At 62.2% G+C, this 23,422-nt stretch carries 21 protein-coding genes; 13 read left to right on the forward strand and 8 right to left on the reverse strand.

The window, feature by feature from the left end:
- Positions 1-76 precede the first annotated feature (76 nt).
- From AC2CGW_RS02315 to AC2CGW_RS02335, 5 genes are read left to right on the forward strand one after another with little or no spacing between them, the layout of a single operon-like run.
- Positions 77-883 carry an alkaline phosphatase family protein gene (locus AC2CGW_RS02315; protein ID WP_125931639.1) on the forward strand — a complete coding sequence of 269 codons (807 nt, stop codon included), beginning with the start codon at positions 77-79 and terminating at the stop codon, positions 881-883.
- Positions 880-1,719 carry an ABC transporter permease gene (locus AC2CGW_RS02320; RefSeq protein WP_186667057.1) on the forward strand — a complete coding sequence of 280 codons (840 nt, stop codon included), beginning with the start codon at positions 880-882 and terminating at the stop codon, positions 1,717-1,719. The genes AC2CGW_RS02315 and AC2CGW_RS02320 overlap by 4 nt, the downstream gene beginning before the upstream one ends.
- Positions 1,709-2,503: an ABC transporter permease gene (locus AC2CGW_RS02325; protein WP_186667058.1), complete on the forward strand. Its 795-nt coding sequence runs from the start codon at positions 1,709-1,711 to the stop codon at positions 2,501-2,503. Before AC2CGW_RS02320 ends, AC2CGW_RS02325 begins: the two co-directional genes overlap by 11 nt.
- Entirely contained in the window at positions 2,503-3,492 is a 990-nt protein-coding gene (locus AC2CGW_RS02330) for an ABC transporter ATP-binding protein (RefSeq protein ID WP_186667060.1), read from the forward strand. Before AC2CGW_RS02325 ends, AC2CGW_RS02330 begins: the two co-directional genes overlap by 1 nt.
- Before the next feature lie 13 nt (positions 3,493-3,505).
- Positions 3,506-4,159, forward strand: a complete 654-nt coding sequence (locus AC2CGW_RS02335; protein WP_186667062.1) for an HAD family hydrolase — start codon at positions 3,506-3,508, stop codon at positions 4,157-4,159.
- Positions 4,160-4,222: 63 nt separating this feature from the next.
- Here the strand turns inward: AC2CGW_RS02335 and AC2CGW_RS02340 are convergent, their stop codons facing one another.
- Positions 4,223-5,185 (reverse strand): NAD(P)H-quinone oxidoreductase, encoded by a 963-nt coding sequence (locus tag AC2CGW_RS02340; RefSeq protein ID WP_288377374.1) that lies wholly within the window; start codon positions 5,183-5,185, stop codon positions 4,223-4,225.
- A 141-nt stretch (positions 5,186-5,326) separates the two neighbouring features.
- On the opposite strand from AC2CGW_RS02340, the gene AC2CGW_RS02345 reads away from it, so the two are divergent.
- Together AC2CGW_RS02345 and AC2CGW_RS02350 are read left to right on the forward strand one after the other, a co-directional pair.
- Positions 5,327-7,408, forward strand: coding sequence for a carboxy terminal-processing peptidase (locus AC2CGW_RS02345; RefSeq protein ID WP_186667070.1), 2,082 nt, complete (start codon positions 5,327-5,329; stop codon positions 7,406-7,408).
- Positions 7,409-7,528: 120 nt separating this feature from the next.
- Positions 7,529-9,283, forward strand: coding sequence for a GGDEF domain-containing protein (locus tag AC2CGW_RS02350; RefSeq protein ID WP_186711497.1), 1,755 nt, complete (start codon positions 7,529-7,531; stop codon positions 9,281-9,283).
- 3 nt (positions 9,284-9,286) lie between these two features.
- On the opposite strand, the gene AC2CGW_RS02355 is transcribed toward AC2CGW_RS02350, so the two are convergent.
- From AC2CGW_RS02355 to pcaQ, 5 genes are all read right to left on the reverse strand, one after another.
- Positions 9,287-9,664, reverse strand: coding sequence for a hypothetical protein (locus AC2CGW_RS02355; protein ID WP_186667074.1), 378 nt, complete (start codon positions 9,662-9,664; stop codon positions 9,287-9,289).
- On the reverse strand, positions 9,661-10,020 hold the full coding sequence (locus tag AC2CGW_RS02360; protein ID WP_484573458.1) for a helix-turn-helix domain-containing protein: 360 nt from the start codon (positions 10,018-10,020) through the stop codon (positions 9,661-9,663). Before AC2CGW_RS02360 ends, AC2CGW_RS02355 begins: the two co-directional genes overlap by 4 nt.
- Before the next feature lie 89 nt (positions 10,021-10,109).
- The gene (locus AC2CGW_RS02365; RefSeq protein WP_063545813.1) at positions 10,110-10,550 is read right to left on the reverse strand and encodes a YkvA family protein; all 441 of its coding nucleotides are present in this window, start codon (positions 10,548-10,550) and stop codon (positions 10,110-10,112) included.
- Between the two features lie 291 nt (positions 10,551-10,841).
- Positions 10,842-11,585, reverse strand: a complete 744-nt coding sequence (gene bamJ / locus AC2CGW_RS02370; protein WP_186667077.1) for a BamJ family beta-barrel-assembly machinery protein — start codon at positions 11,583-11,585, stop codon at positions 10,842-10,844.
- Positions 11,586-11,729: 144 nt separating this feature from the next.
- Positions 11,730-12,662, reverse strand: coding sequence for a pca operon transcription factor PcaQ (pcaQ, locus tag AC2CGW_RS02375; RefSeq protein ID WP_186667079.1), 933 nt, complete (start codon positions 12,660-12,662; stop codon positions 11,730-11,732).
- Positions 12,663-12,811: 149 nt separating this feature from the next.
- On the opposite strand from pcaQ, the gene AC2CGW_RS02380 reads away from it, so the two are divergent.
- From AC2CGW_RS02380 to AC2CGW_RS02405, 6 genes are all read left to right on the forward strand, one after another.
- Entirely contained in the window at positions 12,812-13,237 is a 426-nt protein-coding gene (locus tag AC2CGW_RS02380) for a DcrB-related protein (RefSeq protein ID WP_484573459.1), read from the forward strand.
- Between the two features lie 28 nt (positions 13,238-13,265).
- Positions 13,266-17,816 carry an RHS repeat-associated core domain-containing protein gene (locus AC2CGW_RS02385; protein WP_484573460.1) on the forward strand — a complete coding sequence of 1,517 codons (4,551 nt, stop codon included), beginning with the start codon at positions 13,266-13,268 and terminating at the stop codon, positions 17,814-17,816.
- Positions 17,803-18,300: an Imm42 family immunity protein gene (locus tag AC2CGW_RS02390; RefSeq protein ID WP_484573461.1), complete on the forward strand. Its 498-nt coding sequence runs from the start codon at positions 17,803-17,805 to the stop codon at positions 18,298-18,300. The genes AC2CGW_RS02385 and AC2CGW_RS02390 overlap by 14 nt, the downstream gene beginning before the upstream one ends.
- Before the next feature lie 384 nt (positions 18,301-18,684).
- A complete protein-coding gene (locus tag AC2CGW_RS02395; protein ID WP_484573462.1) occupies positions 18,685-19,122 on the forward strand; it encodes a hypothetical protein in 438 nt (145 codons plus the stop codon).
- A 65-nt stretch (positions 19,123-19,187) separates the two neighbouring features.
- On the forward strand, positions 19,188-19,661 hold the full coding sequence (locus AC2CGW_RS02400; RefSeq protein ID WP_484573463.1) for a hypothetical protein: 474 nt from the start codon (positions 19,188-19,190) through the stop codon (positions 19,659-19,661).
- A 134-nt stretch (positions 19,662-19,795) separates the two neighbouring features.
- Positions 19,796-20,032, forward strand: coding sequence for a hypothetical protein (locus AC2CGW_RS02405; protein WP_202885218.1), 237 nt, complete (start codon positions 19,796-19,798; stop codon positions 20,030-20,032).
- A 186-nt stretch (positions 20,033-20,218) separates the two neighbouring features.
- On the opposite strand, the gene nirD is transcribed toward AC2CGW_RS02405, so the two are convergent.
- Positions 20,219-20,581: a nitrite reductase small subunit NirD gene (nirD, locus tag AC2CGW_RS02410; protein ID WP_151926318.1), complete on the reverse strand. Its 363-nt coding sequence runs from the start codon at positions 20,579-20,581 to the stop codon at positions 20,219-20,221.
- The gene (gene nirB, locus AC2CGW_RS02415; protein WP_186667091.1) at positions 20,581-23,133 is read right to left on the reverse strand and encodes a nitrite reductase large subunit NirB; all 2,553 of its coding nucleotides are present in this window, start codon (positions 23,131-23,133) and stop codon (positions 20,581-20,583) included. Before nirB ends, nirD begins: the two co-directional genes overlap by 1 nt.
- Positions 23,134-23,422 lie beyond the last annotated feature (289 nt).

Raw genomic sequence — 23,422 nt, forward strand, 5'->3', positions numbered from 1 at the left:
TGCGCGATACCTGTGGGAGCGGGTTTACCCGCGAAAAGGACGACGCGGTACCGACCTATTCCTCTGCGGAGCCAACATGCAACACAACGTCATCCTGGTCCTGCTCGACGGACTCAACCACCAGGTCGCACACCACGCCATGGGCCACCTGCACGCCTACGTCGAGGCCGACCGCGCCGCGCTGTACCGCGTGGAATGCGAACTGCCGTCACTGTCACGCCCGCTGTACGAGTGCATTCTCACCGGCGTCGCGCCGATCGACAGCGGTATCGTGCACAACAACGTCAATCGCCTGTCCAACCAGCGCAGCGTCTTCCACTACGCCCGCGAAGCCGGGCTGGGCACTGCAGCTGCGGCCTACCACTGGATGAGCGAACTGTACAACCGCTCGCCCTTCGATCCGATCCGCGACCGCCATACCCACGCGCCCAAGCTGCCTATCCAGCACGGGCTGTTTTACTACGCCGATCACTACCCCGATTCGCACCTGCTGGCCGACGCCGAGTACCTGCGCCGCCGTCATGCACCGAACTTCCTGCTGGTGCACCCGATGAACATCGACGATGCCGGCCACCGCCACGGCCTGGACAGCAGCCAGTACCGCAACGCCGCACGCAGCGCCGACATCCTGCTGGCCGACTACCTGCCACTGTGGCTCGAAGAGGGCTACCAGGTACTGGTCACCGCCGACCACGGCATGAACAACGACCGCTCGCACAATGGCCTGCTGGCCGAGGAACGCGAGGTGCCGCTGTTCGTCTTCGGCGATGCCTTCAGCCTCGACCCCGCCGCCAAGCCCCTGCAGACCGAGCTGTGCGGCACGATCTGCGAACTGCTCGGCGCGGCCCACGACAAACCGGTCTGCCGGGAGTTGCTCAAGTGAATTCCAGCCACCGCAGCCGTCACCTGGCCTTGCTCTGCCTGCTGCCCTTCGCCATTTTCTTCATCATCTTCCAGATCGCCCCGCTGGTCTGGGTCGCCATCGCCAGCCTGCAAAACGAAAGTGGCTGGGGCCTGGACAACTTCAGCAAGATCTTCGCCTCGAAGTTCTACCTGCAGGCCATCGAGCGCAGCCTCGAGATCAGCTTCTGGTCGAGCCTGTTCGGCATCGTCATCGCCACCCTCGGCGCCTATTCGCTGCGCCAGGTCGATTCGCGCCTGCGCGACTTCGTCAGTGCCTTCGCCAACATGACCAGCAACTTCGCCGGCGTGCCCCTGGCCTTCGCCTTCATCATCCTGCTGGGCTTCAACGGCGCGCTCACCCTGGCGCTCAAGGAGATCGGCCTGCTCGGCGACTTCAGTATCTACTCCAAGACTGGCCTGATCATCGTCTACACCTACTTCCAGATTCCGCTGGGCGTGCTGCTGCTCTACCCGGCCTTCGACGCCCTGCGCGAAGACTGGCGCGAATCCGCCGCGCTGCTCGGTGCCAGCCACTGGCAGTTCTGGCGGCACATCGGCCTGCCGGTGCTGACCCCGGCACTGCTGGGCACCTTCGTCATCCTGCTGGCCAACGCCCTGGGCGCCTACGCCACCGTCTATGCCCTGACCACCGGCAACTTCAACGTGCTGCCAATCCGTATCGCCGCCCTGGTGGCCGGCGACATCACCCTCGACCCGAACCTGGGCAGCGCGCTGGCCATGGTGCTGGTGGGGCTGATGACCCTGGTGACGGTGGTCCATCAATGGCTGCTGAAAAGGAGCTACCATGCGCGCTGAATCACACAAGGGCGGCTGGTATCACCGCGCCGTGGTGTACCTGCTGTTCCTGATCCTGCTGTTGCCCCTGGTCGGCACCCTGCTCTACTCATTGGCTACCAGTTGGTCGGCGAGCCTGCTGCCCAGCGGCCTGACCCTCAAGTGGTACGTGCAACTGTGGAGCGAGCCGCGATTTCTCGCCGCCTTCGGCCAGTCGCTGATCGTCTGCGTGGGAGCTTTGGTACTCTCGGTGGTGCTGATCCTGCCGCTGCTGTTCGTGGTGCATTACCACTTCCCCAAGCTCGACGCGCTGATGAACATCCTCATCCTGCTGCCCTTCGCGGTGCCGCCGGTGGTGTCTTCGGTGGGGCTGCTGCAGTTGTACGGCAGCGGGCCGATGGCCATGGTCGGGACGCCGTGGATCCTGATCGGCTGCTATTTCACCATCGCCCTGCCCTTCATGTACCGGGCGATCACCAACAACCTGCAGGCGATCAACCTGCGCGACCTGATGGACGCCGCGCAACTACTCGGCGCCAGCACCTGGCAAGCCGCCCTTCTGGTGGTGCTGCCCAATCTGCGCAAGGGCCTGATGGTGGCGTTGCTGCTGTCGTTTTCCTTCCTGTTCGGCGAATTCGTGTTCGCCAACCTGCTGGTCGGCACCCGTTACGAAACCCTGCAGGTCTACCTGAACAACATGCGCAACAGCAGCGGCCACTTCAACAGCGCACTGGTGATCTCCTATTTCGCCTTCGTGCTGGTACTGACCTGGGTCGCCAACCGCCTGAACAAGGATAAATCCTGATGAGCTTCGTCAGTGTCCAGAAACTGCAAAAGAGCTACGCCGGCAGCCCGGTCTTCGAAAACATCGATTGCAACATCGAACGCGGCGAGTTCGTCACCCTGCTCGGCCCCTCGGGGTGCGGCAAGTCCACCCTGCTGCGCTGCATCGCAGGGCTGACCCCCGTAGACAGTGGCCACATCCTGCTCGACGGCCAGGACATCGTGCCACTCAGCCCGCAGAAGCGCGGGATCGGCATGGTGTTCCAAAGCTATGCGCTGTTCCCCAACATGACGGTTGAACAAAACGTCGCCTTTGGCCTGCGCATGCAGAAGGTCAAGGCCGACGAGAGCCAGGCGCGTGTGCGCGAGGCCCTGGAGATGGTGGAGCTGGGCAGTTTTGCCGGACGCTACCCGCACCAGTTGTCGGGCGGACAGTGCCAACGCGTGGCGCTGGCCCGTTCGCTGGTCACCCGCCCGCGCCTGCTGCTGCTCGACGAGCCGCTGTCGGCGCTGGATGCGCGTATTCGCAAACACCTGCGCGAGCAGATCCGCGCGATCCAGCGCGAGCTGGGGCTGACCACCATCTTCGTCACCCACGACCAGGAAGAGGCGCTGACCATGTCGGACCGCATCGTCCTGATGAACCAGGGGCGCATCGTCCAGAGCGGCGACGCCGAAACCCTCTACACCGCACCTGTCGACCTGTTCGCCGCCGGTTTCATCGGCAACTACAACCTGCTCGACGCCGACAGCGCCAGCCGCCTGCTGCAGCGCCCGGTCAGCGCACGCCTGGCGATCCGTCCCGAGTCCATCAGCCTGGGCCTGGACGGTGAACTGGACGGCCAGATCCGCAGTCACAGCCTGCTCGGCAACGTGATCCGCTACCGGGTCGAGGCGCGCGGCGTGGAGGTGGTGGTGGACGTGCTCAATCGCTCGTCTGCCGATCTGTACGCCGACGGACAGCGGGTGTCGCTGTCGATCGATCCCACCGCGCTACGGGAAGTGGCTTAAGGAGATTCAAGCAATGGCACTGGCGATTTTCGATCTGGACGAAACCCTGATCCACGGTGACTGCGCGTCGCTGTGGAGCGAACAGATGGCCCGGCTGGGCTGGGTGGACGGCAAGGAATTCCTGCGTCGCGACCAGGAACTGATGGATGCATACGGCAAGGGCCACCTGCAGATGGAGGACTACATGGCCTTCAGCCTGGAGCCCATCGCCGGGCGCACGCTGGAGGAAGTCGAACACCTGGTCGAGCCCTGGGTGGAGGATGTGATCGAGCCGATCATCTATGGCGATGCCTGCCGATGCATCGCCGAACACCGCAAGAAGGGCGACCGTATCCTGATCATTTCCGCCTCCGGCACGCACCTTGTCGGGCCGATCGCTGCACGCCTGGGGGTCGACGAGTACCTGGCCATCGAACTGGAGGCGGTCAACGGCGTGTACACCGGCAAGACCCACGGCGTACTGACCTACCGCGAGGGCAAGATTACCCGCTTGCTGGAGTGGCTGGACCAGGAACAGGAAAACCTCGAAGGCGCGAGCTTCTATTCCGACTCACGGAACGATCTGCCGCTGTTACTGAAAGTGGACCATCCGTTTGCCGTTAATCCGGACCCGGTGCTGCGTGAACATGCCCAGACCAATGGCTGGCCTGTATTGAGCTGGTCCTGAGTTCCATCGCCGCTGTGCCGGCCTCTTCGCGCCCCGACTTGCCCGCGAAGAGGCCGGGGCCGCTTAGGTCAAGCCAGCGTCGATCACCATCACCAGCTTGCCGGACACCTGGTTGCTCTCAAGCTCGGCATACGCCGCCTGGGCGAACTCGACCGGATAGGTATCGACCAACTGTGGCGACAACCGCCCTTCGGCGAACAGCGGCCACACCTGCTGCTGCAGGTCGCGCAGCAACTCGGCCTTGAAGCTATCGTCACGATTGCGCAGGGTGGAACCTGTGATCTCCAGGCGCTTGCCCAGCACCAGCGCCAGGTCCACTTCGAACTTGCGCCCGCTCATCAGGCCGATGATCACCCAGCGGCCGTCGCGGGCCAGCAGCTCCAGGTTGAGCGGGCCATAGCTCGCACCTACCGGGTCGAGGATCACATCGAACGGCCCGAACCCCTTGAGCGCGTCGAGGTTCTCGTTACGCACCACACCTCCTGCGGCACCCAGTGCCTTGCAGTAGTCCAGGCGCTCCTGGGAACCGACGCTGACCCATACCGGGCAACCAAACGCCTTGCCCAACTGGATGGCCGCAGAGCCCACACCACTGGCACCGGCGTGCACCAGCACCTTCTCACCCGCCTTGGCCGCCCCGAGCTGGAAGATATTCAGCCAGGCCGTGGCGTACACCTCGGGCAGCGCGGCTGCCTCGTGCAGGCTCAGGCCCTCGGGCACCGGCAGCACATGGCGGGCATCCACGACCACTTCCTCGGCCATGGCACCACTGGCCAACAGCGCGCAGACCCGATCGCCCACACGCCAATCTGCCCCCGCACCCACCTCCTCGATCACTCCGGCGCACTCCAGCCCCATATAAGGGCTGGCGCCGGGTGGCGGCGGGTACAAACCCTTCATCTGCAACAGGTCGGCGCGGTTCAACCCGGCCGCAGCCACTCGAATGCGTACCTGCCCCGCGTCGCACACCGGACGTTCGGCTTCGACCCAGGCTACATGTCCGTCAACGCCTTGCAATGCCTTCACAGTGCCTCCATAGTTGAGTCATGACTGAGCCCGGGATCACCATGTCCCGGGTTTTTTGCAGTATTCAGCCGGTTTCATGGAGCCGGCGTACAGAAAAGACGGCCTACTATGCGTGATCAATTGCCCCCACGTCGAATCAGCATGAAGCATTTCCTTCCCAGCACCGCCCTCGCCCTCATGGTCGGCCTCGGCAGCCTCACGCTCGGTGGCAATGCGGCCGCCGCCAACAAATGGGACAGCCTGCAGCCGGACCGCGACGAGATCGTCGCCAGCCTCAACGTGGTGGAGCTGCTCAAGCGCCATCACTACAGCAAGCCGCCGCTTGACGATGCCCGCTCGGTCATCATCTATGACAGCTACATCAAGCTGCTCGACCCGTCGCGCAGCTATTTCATGGCCAGTGATATCGCCGAATTCGACAAGTGGAAGACGCAGTTCGACGACTTCCTCAAGAGCGGCAACCTCGATCCCGGCTTCACCATCTACAAGCGCTACCTGGACCGTGTTAAATCGCGTCTGGACTTCGCCCTGGCCGAACTGAACAAGGGTGTCGACAAGATCGACTTCACCGTCAAGGAAGACCTGCTGGTCGACCGCAAGGACGCTCCGTGGCTGAAGAACGAGGCCGAGCTCGACGACCTGTGGCGCAAGCGCGTCAAGGACGAAGTGCTGCGCCAGAAGCTGGCCGGCAAGGATCCCAAGCAGATCCAGGAAACCCTCACCAAGCGCTACAAGAATCAACTGGCGCGCCTGGACCAGACCCGTGCCGAAGACATCTTCCAGGCCTACATCAACACCTTCGCCCAGTCCTACGATCCGCACACCAACTACCTGTCGCCAGACAACGCCGAAAACTTCGACATCAACATGAGCCTGTCGCTCGAAGGCATCGGCGCGGTGCTGCAGAGCGATAACGACCAGGTCAAGATCGTACGCCTGGTACCGGCCGGCCCTGCCGCCAAGACCAAGCAGGTCGCCCCTGCCGACAAGATCATCGGTGTCGCCCAGGGCAACAAGGAAATGGTCGACGTGGTCGGCTGGCGCCTGGACGAAGTGGTCAAGCTGATCCGTGGCCCCAAAGGCTCGGTGGTACGCCTGGAGATCATCCCGGCGAGCAATGCGCCGAACGACCAGACCACCAAGATCGTTTCGATCACCCGCGAGGCGGTCAAGCTCGAGGAGCAGGCGGCGAAGAAGTCGGTGCTCAAGCTCAAGCAGGACGGTCGTGACTACAAGCTCGGCATCATCGAGATCCCGGCCTTCTACCTCGACTTCAAGGCCTACCGCGCTGGCGATCCGGACTACAAGAGCACCACGCGCGACGTGAAGAAACTGCTCACCGAACTGCAGAAGGAAAAAGTCGACGGCGTGGTCATCGACCTGCGCAACAACGGCGGCGGCTCGCTCCAGGAAGCCACCGAACTGACCAGCCTGTTCATCGAGAAAGGCCCGACGGTATTGGTGCGCAACAGCGACGGCCGCGTCGACGTACTCGAGGACGAGAACCCAGGCGCTTTCTACAAGGGCCCACTGGCACTGCTGGTCAACCGCCTCTCGGCCTCGGCCTCGGAGATCTTCGCCGGCGCCATGCAGGACTACCATCGCGCCCTGATCATCGGTGGCCAGACGTTCGGCAAAGGCACCGTGCAGACCATCCAGCCACTGAACCATGGCGAGCTGAAGCTCACCCTGGCCAAGTTCTACCGTGTTTCCGGCCAGAGCACCCAGCACCAGGGCGTACTGCCGGACATCGACTACCCGTCGATCATCGACACCAAGGAAATCGGCGAAAGCGCCCTGCCCGAAGCCATGCCCTGGGACACCATCCGCCCGGTGGTCAAACCGGCAGCTGATCCGTTCAAGCCATTCCTGGCCCAGCTCAAGGCGCAACATGAGGCGCGCAGCGTCAAGGACGCCGAGTTCACCTACATCCGCGACCGCCTGGCGCTGACGCAGAAACTGATGAACGAGAAGACCGTCAGCCTCAACGAGCAAGACCGTCGCACCCGTCACGACGAGATCGAGGCCAAGCAACTGGCGCTGGAGAACACCCGACGCAAGGCCAAGGGCGAAGAGCCGCTCAAGGAACTGAAGAAGGTCGATGAAGACGCCCTGCCCGAGGAGAAGGACGACGCCAAGCCAGAAGATGATGCCTACCTGGCCGAAACCGGTCGTATCCTGCTCGACTACCTGCGCCTGAGCTCGCAGGTGGCGAAGAAATAAGCGACTCGATCAGATGATGGCAGATTAATGTGACCTGTCATCAAACAGTCATCGCACTGTCGTGAAATAGAAGGGCCGGACGCCAAAACGTCCGGCCTTTTCATTTTCAGGAAACAGTCCATGACCGTCACCGAACAGCTCAGTGCCTTGAGCGCCATCCTGGCTCAACGCAGCATTCACAGCCTGTTCCAACCGATCATCTGCCTTTCCGAGCGGCGCATCCTCGGCTATGAGGCGCTCAGCCGTGGGCCGTCCAACAGCCCTCTGCACTCGCCCCTGAACCTGTTCGCCATCGCCCGCCAGGCAGGGCGCCTGAGCGAGCTTGAAGTGCTGTGCCGGGAGAACGCATGCCGGCGCTTCAGCGAGCTGGGGCTCGAAGGCAAGCTGTTCCTCAATGTCTCGCCCGAGTCGCTGCTGGAACCCCACTACCCTTCCGGGCGTACCCTGAAGATGCTCGAGCAGGTTGGTCTGCAACCCAGCCGTGTGGTGATCGAGTTGACCGAACAAACCCCCACCGACGACTTCCAGTTGCTGTCCAACGCCCTGCACCACTACCGGGACATGGGGTTTTCCATTGCGCTGGACGACCTGGGGGCAGGTTACTCGAGCTTGCGCCTGTGGTCGGAGCTGCGTCCGGACTACGTGAAGATCGACCGTCACTTCATCGATAGCATCCATCAGGACCCGCTCAAGCGCGAATTCGTCGGCTCCATCCTGCAGATCGCCCGCGCCTCCAAGGCCCAGGTGATTGCCGAGGGCATCGAACTGGGTGAGGAGCTGACAGTACTGGCCGATATGGGCGTCGACCTGTTGCAAGGCTACCTGCTCGGTCGCCCGCAAGAGTTTCCCCCACGCGACGGCCTGAATCTGCTGCCGCCTGCGCAAGGCTGCGCGCTGGTGATCAGCGAGGAAGGCGGCGACCTCGCCGCACTGCTGATCGAGCAGCCTGCGGTTGCGCTGGATACGCCAACCCAGCAGGTGCTGGAGGCCTTCCGCCGCCAGGCCAATCTCAACTCCCTGGCCGTGCTCGACGCCCAGGGCCAGGCTTGCGGTATCGTCCATCGGCATTCGTTGTCCGACGCGCTGCTCAAGCCATTCGGCACCGACCTGTTCGCCCGCAAGCCGATCAGCCGGCTGATGAACGAGGACTTTCTCGTGGTCGAGCGCAGCCAGTCGCTGCAGCAGGTCAGCCGCCTGCTCACCAGCCGCGCACGGCAGCGCATCGAGGAAGATTTCATCATCACCCATGGTGGCCGCTACCTGGGGCTGGGGCGCGTGATCGACGTGCTCAAGTTGATCACCGAGCAGAAGATCCAGCAGGCCCGCTACGCCAATCCACTGACCCTGCTGCCAGGCAACGTGCCGATCCGCCAGTGCCTGACCCGCCTGCTGGAGCAGCAGCGTGCAGCGGCGGTGTGCTACGTCGACATCGACAGCTTCAAGCCCTTCAACGATATCTATGGCTATGCCCGTGGCGACGAGGTGTTGCTGTGCCTGGCCCAATGCCTGAACGACAGCGTCGATCCGCGCCGAGACTTCGTCGGGCATATCGGCGGTGATGATTTCATGCTGGTGTTGGGATCGGCCGATTGGCGCGAGCGTCTGCACACGTTGATCGACAATTTTCTACGCGAATGTCGACGCTTCTACCGCAGCGAGCACCTGGAGGCCGGCTGCTTCATCGCCCACAACCGCCAAGGGCAGCGGGAGACCTTCCCCTTGCTGTCGCTGTCGATCGGCGTGGTTTTGCTGCGGCCGGAGTGCTGTGCCAGCCTGGATGCGGCGCAGTTGGCCGATCTTGCTTCGCAGGCAAAGCGCCAGGCCAAGGATACCGCCGGGCCCAGTCTGAGCCTGATCGATACCGGGGTGTCGTAGCCCCTACCCTGCCGTCACTTCTTCGGGGTAAGCGAACTCGAACACCCGCACCACTTCGGAGGCATGCCACGAAGCCGCCTCCATACCATCGACGGGCCCTGAAAACCGCCCCAGGCGCTCGACACATTCGAAGAAGCCGGTACGTGGCAGGCGGCTGGCCCCCTGGCTGATCACCAGCGAGCTGCGCAGCGGCTGCTCGGCACGCGCATCGATCATCGCCAGGTATTCCAGGGCGGCGGTCAGGGTCTGCATGGCGGGGGTGGGCAACTCCAGGCGCTCGAGCAGCGCCCTGTAGGTGAGCAGGTGGCGTTGACGGCGGGCCAGGTCAAGCTCGTCCAGCAGGCGTTGCCATTGCTGACGACTGATCCTGACCTGACTCATGATGGCTCGCTCCAGCCGGCGATCCCCAGGTGCCATGCCAGGCTGCGCTGGATCGCCGCATCGGGCACACGTTCGCCCGACTCGATCATGGCCAGGTACGACGAGCTGATGCCAACGCTGCGGGCCAACTGCTCGGGGGCCAGGCCCTTGGCCTGACGCAACTGCGCCAGCTCACCCAAGGCAGGCAAGCTGGCGCTTTGCTTCGCGACTTCGCCGCGACCCTCACTGGCCGCAGCCTGAGGTTCGTCGGCATTGACTGGCGCCTGCCCGGCTGCGGCTAGCAGTGCCTGGTACTGGGCCCAGGGAACAACCGCATACTCGGGCTGACCGTCCCGACTGATGACCTGAATACCCATACAACCCCCTTACTGCATGTAATCCGTCGGCATAATGCTTATGCCAATTATATGACCAAGTGCGGGAGTCTGTGCAGATCAGGCCAAAATCAAGGGTGAGGACGTTCCAGGCGTAACGCTTCCGGGCTGTCCGGCAGCCGCTCGACCACGCGCAGGCGCTCGGGTGATTGGCTGTCGCGCCAGGCCTTGAAGCGCGCCAGCTCGTCACCGACGGTCTTCAGCACCCACCCCAGCACGGCGATGTCATCGAGAAAACCGACACCGACGATCCAGTCCGGAATGGCATCCAGGGGGCTGACGAAATACAGCAGGCCAGCGACGATGGTCACCAAGGCCTTGGGACTGACGGCACGGTACTCGCCACGCCACCAGGCCAGACACAGGCCTTGCATAAGGCGCAGGTCGTCACGCAACTGGCCCAGCTTGGGGCCCTTGCGGGCCACGGCGAACAGCAACGCAGGCAGGCGGCCACGGCTGAGCAGGCGCTCGGCCAGCGGCAGAAAACGGGCAAAATTCCAGGGTGCGCTCATGGTGTCTCCAGCATCAGCCAGGAAGGTTATCCACATTTATTGTGGATAACCTTGTGAACAGGGCAGCGTTTTAGGGCGCTAGGCGCCCACGGAGCAAGGGTCTCGCTCAGATCGGGCGTTTTTTACACAACCGTTTCAGACAGGCAAACGATTTGCGTCAGACGTATGGTTGGCTACGCGTCAAGGTGCCTCATGCTCAGACAGTGAGACACCTGCAGCGTTCGCGTCAAGCGTGCGACCAAAATGAAAACGCCCCGTCGAAACGGGGCGTCAGGTGCGGCAGTTGCCAAATTACTTGGCCGGCGCTTCGGCAGGCTCGGCAGGTTCGGCGTCCAGCTTGCTCGGGTCCTTGATGGCCAGCAGCTCGAGGTCGAACACCAGTACCGAGTTCGCCGGGATCAGCGGGCTCGGGCTCTGGGCGCCGTAGGCCAGCTCGGCCGGGATGTACAGCTTGTACTTCTCGCCGACGTGCATCAGTTGCAGGCCTTCGACCCAACCTGGGATCACGCCGCTGACCGGCAGGTCGATCGGGCTGCCACGCTCGATCGAGCTGTCGAAGACCTTGCCATCGATCAGCTTGCCTTCGTAGTGGACGGTAACCACATCGGTCGGCTTGGGCTGCGGGCCATCGGCCTTCTTCACGACTTCGTACTGCAGACCCGAGGCGGTGGTGACCACGCCCGGCTTCTTAGCGTTGTCCTCAAGGAACTTCTTGCCCTTGGCGGCCGCTTCCTCGCTGGCCTTGGCCAGGCGCTCCTCGGCGCGTTTCTGCAGCGCGGTGAAGGCTTCTACCAGTTCTTCGTCCTTCAGACGGGCTTCTTTCTTGCCGACTGCATCCTCGATACCCAGGGCCACCGCTTTGGAGTCCAGGTCATCCATGCCTTCCTGCGCCAGGCTCTTGCCCATGTTCAGGCCGATACCGTAGGAGGCCTTCTGTGCTGGGGTCTTCAGCTCGACGCTGCTGGTCTGAGCGTCGCAGCCAGCCAGGACCAGGCCTACCAGGGCAACCGCAGCCGCCAAACGATGCTGTTTCATGCTATTTCCTTGTTCATGCGCCATGAGGGCAATCAGGGTAAAGCCGCGAGCTTATCAGGCGGCCATGACCAATGGCTACCGGCATAGGAGCGGGTTTGTGCCAGGAAGTTCCTGTATGAAGGGATGTTCATCCCACGGTGAAAATCAAGGGTAGCTGCCGGCCCGGTATTCGCCCGCCACTTCCCGCAATACCTCGCACACCCATTGGGCTGCCAGCCCCTGCGGCAGGGCCGCGTTGCGGCAGATACCCACCGAGCCTCCCGGTTCGCGCACACCCAGGTCGAGCTCGACCAGCTCACCACGCTGCAGGTCGATCAGCACGGCGTCACGCGGTGCCACCCACACCGCATCGCTGCCCAGCAGGTAGCGCCGGCTCAAGGCCAGAGACAGGGTTTCCAGGCGTTGCCCCGGCATCTGGATACCGCACTGCACGAACAGGCTGTCGGCGTGCAGGCGAATGGTGGTACCTGCTGGCGGCAGCACCAGTGCGTAATCGCCGACCCGTGCCCGATCCAGGGGTTGGCGCGCGAGCAACGGATGGCCAGGACGCACCACCAGGCTCATGGACTCACTGTACAGGTGCTCGAACGACAGGCCCTGGATCTGCGGGCTGTCGGTCATCCGCCCGACCACCAGTTCCAGTTCGCCCAGGCGCAGTTGCCCCAGCAACTGCGCACTGATCCCGGTGACCACGCTGATCACCAACGCCTCATGACGCTGATGCAGGCGACACAGCACCTCCGGCATCAGCAACCCCTCGACCGTCGACAGCACACCTATGCGCACCTGCGACGGCGCCCGGGCCTCGCCGCGCACCGTGCTGACACCTTCGCGCAGGGCCTGCACGCTGGGCCCGGCGTAGCGCATGAAGCGGGTGCCCGCCGAGGTCAGCTCGACGCCCTGGCGGGTGCGCTCGAACAGACGCGTCTCGAGCAAGTCCTCAAGTTCCTTGAGCGTCTTGGAAATGGCCGGCTGGCTGATCGCCAGGACATCGGCCGCCCTGGCCAGACTGCCCTGACGGGCGATCTCCAGAAAGCACAGCAGATGGCGGTACTTGATGCGGGTATCGAGGTTCATGCACGGCAGTGTAACGGTGTGCAGGAGGGCTGCAAGTCGTCTATGAATATCCTTTCCTACAACGACTCGATCCCATTCTGACAATGCGCAGCTTGCCCTCAAGCCCCTGGATTTGTAGGGTGCAGCTTTCCCCGGCAAGGAGCCAACCGATGTCGCTCTACCAAACCCAGGACCTATCACTAGACCTGGGCGCAGAGCTGCCGCAGGACAGCAGCATGAACATGCTGACGTTCCCGGAGCGCGGCACCACCTTGGTGATCGCCCGTAGCCCGCTCCCCGCAGACCACTCCTTCGATACCGTCTACCGCCAGCAGCTCGAACAACTGCGCAGTCGCCTCGAAGCACACATCACCGAGCCTCAAGCCACGACCTGCGGCATGGCGCAAGCCATCCAGGGCCTGGAAGTCGGCCTGCAGTTCCAGCGTGGCGAAATTCGCTCGCACCAGCGTCAACTGGCCTATCCCCATGTGCAGGCACAGCGTCTTATGGTGCTGAGCTATAGCAAGGAGACACCGCTGACGGAAAACGACCTCATGCACTGGCAAGCCATCAAGGCGAGCCTGCAGACACGCTGACACCCCTCCAGCAAGGAAGCCCGGATTCATGGCGCAGGACCTCCACGCCGCCCGCAAGGACGACCTGATACTGCACCCACCGTTGATGGCCGAGCTCACCAGCGCGCTGACCGAGGCGGTGGTCTATGCGGCCGCCACCGCCGCAGTGGGTGCGGCCTTGGGCGCCGCCGTCGCCGCCACCATCGGCACCGGCGGCGCGGCGGCTGCACTGGTGCCGGTGGCTGCCGGCCTGCTGGTAGGCGCGGCCAGTTCGCTGCCCGGCGGCGACAAGAGCATCGGCGAACACATTTCCGACTTCAGTGACTGGGTCGGCAACTCGCTGTTCCCGCCCGAGCCCTATGGCGCCATCCTGACCGGCTCCACCAACGTCCATATCAATGGCATGCCCGCTGCCCGTGCTGCCGGCATCAGCCTGGGCGTCGAGGCCTCGCCCGACAACCCCGAGCCCCCCTCCATCCTGGAAAACGTCGGTGCCTACGCCATGGTCGGCGCCTCGATGATGCTCCCGATCATCGGCATGGCCCAGGACATCGCCAGCATCTTCAACCCGCCAGTCACCACACCGGCCGATCCCGGCACCCAGGAGCGGGGCGAGGATACCGTCACCTGCAGCAAGCACCCGGCCAAGAACTTCCTCGCCCAGGGTTCGGACAAGGTGTTCATCAATGGCCAACCCGCCGTGCGGGTGGGCGACAAGACTACTTGCGACGGCCCTGTGGGCATGACCTTCTCGCCCAATGTGCGCATCGGCGGCGGCACGCTGACCGTGCGCGACATCCGCGATGGCAAGAGCGCGCTGGCCAAGATCATCGGCATCGTCGCCGGCATGCTCCTCTCGCGCCGGGGTGGCAAGGCCCGCTCACGCCCAGGCAAGGCACCCAAGCCAAAGTCGATGATTCCCAAGTGCAAGGGCCATCCGGTGATCGTTTCCAGCGGTGCCAAGCTGCTCGACGGCCCTGACGACCTGGATTTCGCCCTCCCCGGCCTGCTGCCGATCGAATGGGCCCGGCGCTACGACAGCAACGACACGCGCGGCGATGGCGTGTTCGGCCTGGGCTGGAGCCTGCCTTATGAAGTTCGCATCGAGCGTGTCCCCCATCCTGAAGGGGGCGAGCTGTGGGTCTATGTCGACGAGGAAGGCACGCGTATCGAACTGGGACGCCTGCAGCCAGGCAGCGCGCTGGTCAGCAGCCTCGACGGCCTGGCGTTCTTCCACCAGGACGCCGGCATCACCGTGGTCGAGGACATCTACAGCGGCCAGTACCAGGTGCTGCGCACCGACCCGCACGACCCGAGTCGTTCACGCCTGGTGCAACTGGGGGATCGCAATCTCAACCGCCTTGACCTGCTCTACGACAACGACGGCCGCCTGCAGTACCTGGTCGACACCTTTGGCCGCACGGTGGTCGAACTGCTCTACGACAGCATGCACCCTCGCCGCGTCGGCCAGGTGCAGCGCCTGTTCCTGCGCGAGGGCAACGACTTTGTGGTCGAGCGCCGTGAAACCCTCGCCACCTACGCTTACACCCCTGCCGGTCAACTGAGCGAAGTACACGAGCCGGGCGGCCAGCTGCTGCGACGCTTCAGCTATACCCCTGAAGGGCTGATGGCCAGTCACACCCTGGCCAGCGGTGCGACCTTCCATTACCAGTGGCAACGTTTCGCCGCCGTCCCTCGCCCGACACCGCACCTGCCACCGCTGCTCGAGCCGCAGCCAGACCATGAGTGGCGGGTGATCCGTCACTGGAGCGAAGACGGCGAGGACTACCTTTTCCACTACGACCTGGGGCAGGGTCATACCGAGGTCACCGACAGCCTAGGTCGCAAGGAACATTTCGAGTGGGGCCCGTTGCACGAGGTATTGGTGTATGTAGATCCACTGGGCCAGCGCTGGCAGGAAGAGATCGTCCAGGGCCAGTTGCTGGCCAGCATCGACCCGCAAGGCGCCGAGTGGCGATACCACTACGATGCGCTCGGGCGCCTGATCGAAAGCCACGACCCGCTGGGGCGTTGCGAGCGCACCACCTACACCGAGCACTGGGCGCTGCCCACCCACATCAGCGATGGCGCCGGCCATACCTATCGCAACACCTACGACCCCCGCGGCAACCTGATCAGTACCACCGACCCGCTGGGGCGCACCACGCGCTACCGTCACGATCGACAAGGCCGGGTGGAACAGGTCATCGATGCTCAGGGCAAGACCCGCCAGCTGGAATGGAACGCCCGAGGGCAACTGATTCGCTACAGCGACTGCTCCAACCGCACCACCCTCTGGCGCTACGACGAGCGCGGTCACCTGAGCGAAGTCTTCAACGGCCGCAACAACCGCACCCGCTATCGTTTCGACGCCCGTGGCCACCTGCTGGAAAGCACCCGCGCCGACGGGCGCGTCGACCGCTACCAGGTAAACCTGTCGGGGCAGTTGACCCAGCACATCGACTCCGGCCAGCAACTCACCCAATGGCACTACGACGAGCGTGGGCGCCTCAGCCAACGCACCGACGCCATGGGGCTCACCCTTCGCTTCGCCTGGGATGCGCACGACCGCCTGCAACGCCTGGAAAATGAAAACGGCGAGCACTACGCCTTCCACTGGGATGCCCTGGACCGCCTGGCCGCCCAGCACAACCTCGATGGCGGCGGTCACAGCTATCGCTACGATGCAGCGGGCAATGTCATCGAGGCGAGGCTGCACCCTGCCCGCGACGCCGAGCCGACGTTCCCCGGCAGCCCGCCGGAGCCCGAGGCTTCGATACAGTCGCAATATTTCGAATACGACGCCGCCGGGCGCCTGTTGCGCAAGCGCACCGACGACGGCGTCACCGACTACGAATATGACATCGCCGACAACCTGCTGGCGATCACCTTCACCAACCTGCTGGGCGAGCCAAAACGGCTCGCCTTCAGCCATGACGCCCTCGGGCAACTGCTGAGCGAAACCGGGAAAGCGGGCCGGCTTGCCTACGAACATGACGAACTGGGCAACCTGCAGACCCTGACCCTGCCTGATGGCCGACGCCTCAATCATCTGTACTACGGCAGCGGCCACTTGCATCAGCTCAACCTCGATGGCCGAGTGATCTGCGATTTCGAGCGCGACGAGCTGCATGCCGAAGTCCTGCGAACACAAGGCCGGATCCAGACCCGGACCCGCTACGACAGCACCGGGCGCCTGCTGGAAAAAGCCCTGCATGTACAGGGCGCAGGCCCCGGCAGCCTGGCCCTGCTGAGCAAGCAGTATCGTTACGACGACAGTGACAACCTGGTCGGCGAGGACTTCATCCAGTGTCAGCGAGCCCGCGACGGCGAGCCGCCCACGCACGCCCAGATCATCGGTCGCCTGTTCGGCACCGACGCCAGCGGCAATGTCCAGCGCGGTCAGGTTCGCTACGACTATGGCCCCACAGAACGCATCCATGGCGCCAGCCGCACACTGCCTCATCGCAATGGCCAACAGGTCGAGCACTACGGCTACGACAAGGCCGGCAACCTGCTCGACGGTTACCCGATCAAGGGCTACGTACGGCACAACCGCCTAAAGGTCTACCAGGACAAGCGCTACCGCTACGACCGCTTCGGCCGCCTCAGCGAAAAACGGACTGGCGCGCACCTGATCCAGCGCTTCGAATACGACGCCGAGCACCGCCTGGTACGCGTACACCAGCAACGCGGGCCGGTGCACGAGCGGGTGGAATTCGACTACGACCCGCTGGGGCGCAGGATCGCCAAGCGCCTGTACCGCAACGATCACCCTACCCCTGTCAGCCAGACCCTTTTCCTCTGGCAGGGTCTGCGCCTGTTGCAGGACATCCAGGACGACAAACCCAGCCTGTACGTCTACGCCGACAGCGACAGCTACGAACCCCTCGCCCGCCTCGATGGCGCCCCCGGCACCGAACAACTGCACTACTTCCACACCAACCTCGCCGGGCTGCCCGAACAGCTCACCGATGAAAACGGCGTGACCGTGTGGCAAGGTGAGTTCGCGACCTGGGGCAAGTGTCGGGAAGAATGGCACCATGCCGGGCAGAACCGTCAGCAGAACCTGAGGTTCCAGGGGCAGTACCTGGACCGGGAGACGGGGCTGCACTACAACACGTTCAGGTTCTATGATCCGGAGGTGGGGCGGTTTACGCAGCAGGATCCACTGAGTATCAGTGCAGGGCCCAACCTTTATAGATACGCGCCCAACCCACTTCGTTGGATCGATCCATTTGGACTGGAGGCCGATTACAAGGCAGATGCTCAGTATCACGGCCCCAAACCCAAACTGGTCGACCCAGGGCATCACGACCCTAAATCACCTAACTTCCGAGGGGGCGGTAATACCACAACACTCTTGCCCGATGATGCTGCAGAGGTTTACAAACGTGCCGTTCCTGATAGGGCAGACTCCTGGTTTGGCCAGAACAAGAATGGAGAATTCTATCGCTATCAAGGCGCAAACGGCGAAGTGCATTGGAACGGGCGCGAAAATTCATCGAGGGGACTGAAAGTTCCTGACTGGATCAAACGAAGATTCAAAGACATGGCTAATAGAAAGAAAAACCGAGGAAGCAACTGTGACCTACTATAACACTGGGAAAAAAGAGTTATTTTCAGTCTGTTGCTCGACTTGCGCGCCAAACTTCAAGTCGGGTTGGATGGCCGTGAACCTATCTTTAGACAATCATCTCATTGGTGCAAACGAAGAGATCACGCAGATCGATACCTTCTTGAACATGATCAGTGTCAAATTCGATAATTATGATCTCGATTACGCTGACTCCCTGAAAAACCTGGACAAATCAGCCGTCCTTTCCCAGATCGAGCAAGGGTACGAGCAGTCTCAAAACTGGATTGATTCTAGCAAAATTGGTGCACTGTTCTTGTCGCTGAACCTGACGCCCTGCCTTGATGGCGATATCGTGATTCTGCTCATGCTTGAGACAATGGACCGGGTCATTTGGAAAGCGCATGACGATGACGTGGTGCAAGAAATTTTCCTACCTCCTGGATACGTAAAAAACACACTGAACGATGTGATAAATTTTTTCAGTCCGCCCAAAAACCATGATTAATTCTTTCGAAACCACATTGTTTGAGGTGCTCGGGCTCGTCGCAGATTTCGATCCAGAGTATGCACAATGGAGCTGCAAGCTCACCGCAGAGCCCCTCCGGCTGGAGTTGGTCTACTCACTGGACGGTACTGTTTCGACATCGCTGTATCTTGACGATAGGCTTCTGGCGTTCAATTACGCCAGCGGGCTGCATTGCCTTTCGATTAACGAGGACGAGATCTCATGCGACATCATGTCCGGATCACTTAGGCGAAAACTCACCATCAATATCAATTCGCTAAGAGTGAGGTGGCAGGACTTATGATTCAGGACACTCGTTAAAACCAACGCTCCTGCGAGTGCCCCTCGCGCCATTGAACCCCTTCGATTTTCTTGGTGTGATCGATGATAAAGCTCGCCCCTCAAAAAATTAATTTTGTCATCAACACCACACAGCTCAACGCAAAGTACGACGAGACTGGTGCCGCATCGATTCAGGTTGAAGCTCAGCGAATCGAACACATCGAAAATAACACCTACGCCGTGGCGACACTTGTTTTTGAGCGTGTCGCTGAGATGCGCTGTATCACACTCAATTTTTTCGAGCGCGAGTATCAGAACTACGAAATTCTGGGCAGCCGAGGCGATGAAGTAGAAACTTGGCGAAAGACCGGACTTCATCCTGACCCAAAATTCTATGAGGTCGTCGATTCAGCGCTGTTGGCAGAAACAAATCCGTTGTATGACCCCGCCAACTTTCTTTCATTGAAGCACTACATCATCGCGGGGTACGACAGCTATGTTGAGATCATCGCCGACAGCTATCAATACTCTCTTGAGTAAATTTCCATAGATGAAGACACCTCAGCGGCGCTGAAAACCGAATCCTTTCCCTGTATACGACCGTCATGAAAATCATCAAACTCACCGAAAACCACGACGGATACACTCTAGACAGCAGCGAATACCCAGCTTATGTCGAGAGCGTAAAGCATTTACTCCCAGAGAATATTTACACTTTTATGAGCAGTGCTTGGCACTACAATCCCTCCGACTCCCGATGCTTACATGACGCCCGGCTAAAAAGCATTAGATTCGAAGAGCATGACATCGACGAATGCTACGCCAACAACGCTCAAATAATCCTAAACGGAGCTTACGGAGACACCCTGACGCTTACCTATACAAAAGTCTCAAGTTACTCCGTCGAAAAAAGACCCACAGAATGGCCTGCCAACCAATCCACTCACGGCGACCTCATAACTGACGAAATGACAATAATGGACAACACCAGCAAGCTTCGGCACGAATTGGTATTCGAGGACGCCACTGTAAAAATAATCTTCGAGAACTTTGATTTCAAAATAGACACACAGAAATGATTAAAACACTTCTTCAGGGGCGGACTTTAGTTTCCGAGATCAAGTCGGACACACCACAATCCAGAACCTGGATAGAGTTATCCCTGCAGGACCATCTAATCCCTGCGTATCCACTGAGGACCGAACCCTACTCAATGATCGGGCATTCCCCTTACGCCGACCAATGCCGCATTGAAGAGGCGCGCTTCAAAGCTCGGCTGAACACGTTCAACGCCGAAGATATAGAGCAGGCGCTAGACCCCTCGTACGATCGAGTTGGCTCATTCAGAGCACTTGAATCAATAGCTGAGCTGAAGGTCTTTCTCAGCAAAAACAGTCTGGTTCTGGAGGACTTTGTCGATGCCTCGGATGTGGATGAATATCCATTGTGAACAAGCCGTGGAGCCACCTTTATCCGAGGACCTGCAAACGTGCCAGACCCAAGGCCTGCGCAGTACCTGTGGGAGCGGGTTTACCCGCGAAGCAAACACCGCGGTAGATGGCACCGGCTTTGCCGGTGTTCGCGGGCAAGCCCGTCCCCCACAGGTACTGCACAGGCCGGGCAGGAGCCATACCTGCTAGAAACAGCGAATCTCGACCTGCCCCCCTTCCATCCGCACCGGCCACACGCGCAACCGCTGCCCCGCATCCTCCAGGCAACGCCCATCACGCAAGCTGAAATGCTGCTTGTACAACGGCGCCGCCACCACCAGTTCGCCTTGCAGGCTGCCGATCAACCCCCGCCCGATGACATTGGCCCCTGAACGCGGGTCGCGGTTGTCCACGGCATACAGTGTCTGCTCCTGCCCGGGCAGGTAGAACAGCGCGACCTGTTCGCCGTCGAGCCAGACCACCACCCCCGAGTCGGCAATCAGATCATCGACCCGGCACACTGACTGCCAGATATCTTGTGGTGCAACGACAGCATTAGACAGGTTCATCAAACGAGCTCCTCGACAGTAGGGATCAACTCCAGCGGCGTAGCCGGTCGACGCTGTTCGCGCTCACGCACGAAATGCACATCCGGGTCAGGCCGCTGGTCGTTGACGAAGGTGCGGAAGCGCTTGAGCTTCTCCGGGTCTTTCAAGGCGTTGGCCCATTCGCATTCGTAGCGGTCGACCACATGCTGCATCTGCGCTTCCAGCTCGTCGGCGAGGCCCAGGCTATCGTCGAGAATCACCGCCTTGAGATAGTCCAACCCGCCGTCCAGGCCTTCGCGCCACACCGAGGTGCGCTGCAGTTTGTCGGCGGTGCGGATGTAGAACATCAGCACGCGGTCGATCAGGCGGATCAGGGTGTCGTCGTCCAGATCGGTGGCGAACAGTTCGGCATGGCGCGGGCGCATGCCGCCGTTGCCACAAACGTACAGGTTCCACCCCTTGTCGGTGGCGATCACGCCGATATCCTTGCTCTGCGCCTCGGCGCATTCACGGGTGCAGCCGGACACCGCGAACTTGAGCTTGTGCGGCGAGCGCAGGCCCTTGTAGCGGTCTTCGATACGCAGGGCCATGGCAACGCTGTCCTGCACGCCGTAGCGGCACCAGGTGCTGCCCACGCACGACTTCACCGTGCGGGTCGACTTGCCGTAGGCGTGGCCGGTTTCGAAGCCCGCCTCGATCAGCTCGCCCCAGATCAGCGGCAACTCGTGCAACTGCGCGCCGAACAAATCGATGCGCTGGCCGCCGGTAATCTTGGTGTAGAGGTCGTATTTCTTCGCCACCTGGCCGATCACGATCAACTTGTCGGGGGTGATTTCACCACCCGGGATGCGCGGCACCACCGAGTAGGTGCCGTTCTTCTGCATGTTGGCCATGAAGGTGTCGTTGGTGTCCTGCAGCGGTACCAGCGAGGGGTCCATGATCGGCTGGTTCCAGCACGAGGCGAGGATCGAACCCACGGTCGGCTTGCAGATGTCGCAACCGACATGGCCCTTGCCGTGGCGCTCGAGCAGCTCGTTGAAGGTTCGAATCCCCTCGACGCGCACCAATGCATACAGCTCCTGGCGGGTATAGGCAAAGTGCTCGCACAGGCTCTTGTCGACCGTCACGCCACGCGCGGTCAGTTCGTGCTCGAACACCTGCTTGAGCAGCGCCGCACAGCCACCACAGCCGCTGGCCGCCTTGGTGCAGCCCTTGACCGCCGCCAGGTCCGCGCAGCCACTGTCGATGGCCGCGCAGATCGCGCCCTTGCTGACGTTGTGGCAGGAGCAGATGGTCGCGCTGTCGGGCAGGGCATCGGCGCCCAGCGTCGGCGCGCCGCCGCTCTGCGGCAGGATCAGCGCCGCCGGATCCTGCGGCAGGGCGATGCCGTTTTGCACGTACTGCAGCAGCGTGTCGTAGTAGCTGTTGTCGCCGACCAGCACCGCGCCGATCACCCGCTTGCCGCTGGCGTCGACCACCAGGCGGCGGTAGCTGGCGTTGGCCTCGTCGATGTATCGGTAGCTGCGGGCGCCTGGAGTGGCGCCGTGGGCGTCGCCGATGGAGCCGACATCGACCCCCAGCAGCTTGAGCTTGGTCGACATGTCGGCACCGCTGAACTCGGCACTGGCCTCGCCGACCAGCAGCGCAGCGAGGTTGCGCGCCATGCTGTAGCCGGGCGCGACCAGCCCGAACACGCTGCCGTTCCACGACGCACACTCGCCGATGGCGAAGATCCGTGGATCGCTGGAACGGCAGTTGCCGTCGATGACCACGCCGCCGCGCGGCGCGATCTCCAGCTCGCAGGCACGCCCCAGGGCGTCACGCGGACGGATACCGGCAGAGAACACGATCAGGTCGGTTTCCAGGTACTCACCACCATCGAAATTCATGCGGTGGCGATACTCTTCTCCCGGGTCGATCGACTGGGTGGCGCGAGACAGATGCACGCCGACACCCAGCGCTTCGATCTGCGCACGCAAGGCCGCGCCTCCTTCATGATCGAGCTGCACCGGCATCAGCCGTGGCGCGAACTCCACGACATGAGCCTCCAGCCCCAGCGACTTGAGCGCATTGGCAGCCTCAAGGCCCAGCAGCCCACCGCCGACCACCACGCCACGCCGGGCCCCGGCAGCCGAGGCGCGGATGTCGTCAAGATCGTCGAGGGTGCGGTAGACCAAGCAGGCCGTGCCCGTGGAGCCTTCGATCGGCGGTACGAACGGGTAGGAGCCGGTGGCAAGGATCAGTTGGTCATAACCGTAGCGCCCCTGGGCGGTGACCACCTCGCCCAGCGTGCGGTCGATCTCCAGCACAGCTTCGTGCAGGTGCAGGTGCACGCCGTGCTGGGCATAGAAGTCGGGCTCGCACATAGCTAGTGTCTCGGCGCTGCTGCCGGCGAAGTATTCCGACAAGTGCACACGGTCGTAGGCGCGCTGGCGCTCCTCGCCGAACACACGCAGCTCGAAGCGCGCCAGGGCACCACGTTCGATCAGTTGCTCGACCAGGTGATGACCGACCATGCCGTTGCCGACAATGACCAGTCGCTCTCGTTGTCCGCCGTTCGCTGTTGCCTTCATAGCCGATCCTCGATCACGGTGTGCGGGGCGTGCCCGCGGCAAAGACAAAAAAAGGCGCCTGGAGCCGAAGCTCCAGGCGCCTTTGCCTGTACTCATCAGTGTGAGGCCCCTGTTGATCGCCGTTGATCAGTGGGGCTGTGTTGTAAACCGTTGAAAGCAGGGAGCGTGCCAAGGTCGGAATGGGTGCTGGCGCTGTCGCGTTGCAAGCCCGCTCCTGCGGGGTATGCAGCGTTGCGCGACCTGTGGCAGCGGGCGTGTCCGGCGACAGCGCCGCACGCGGCAACGCCTC

This window comes from Pseudomonas sp. SYWMCR5 (genome assembly GCF_057197165.1).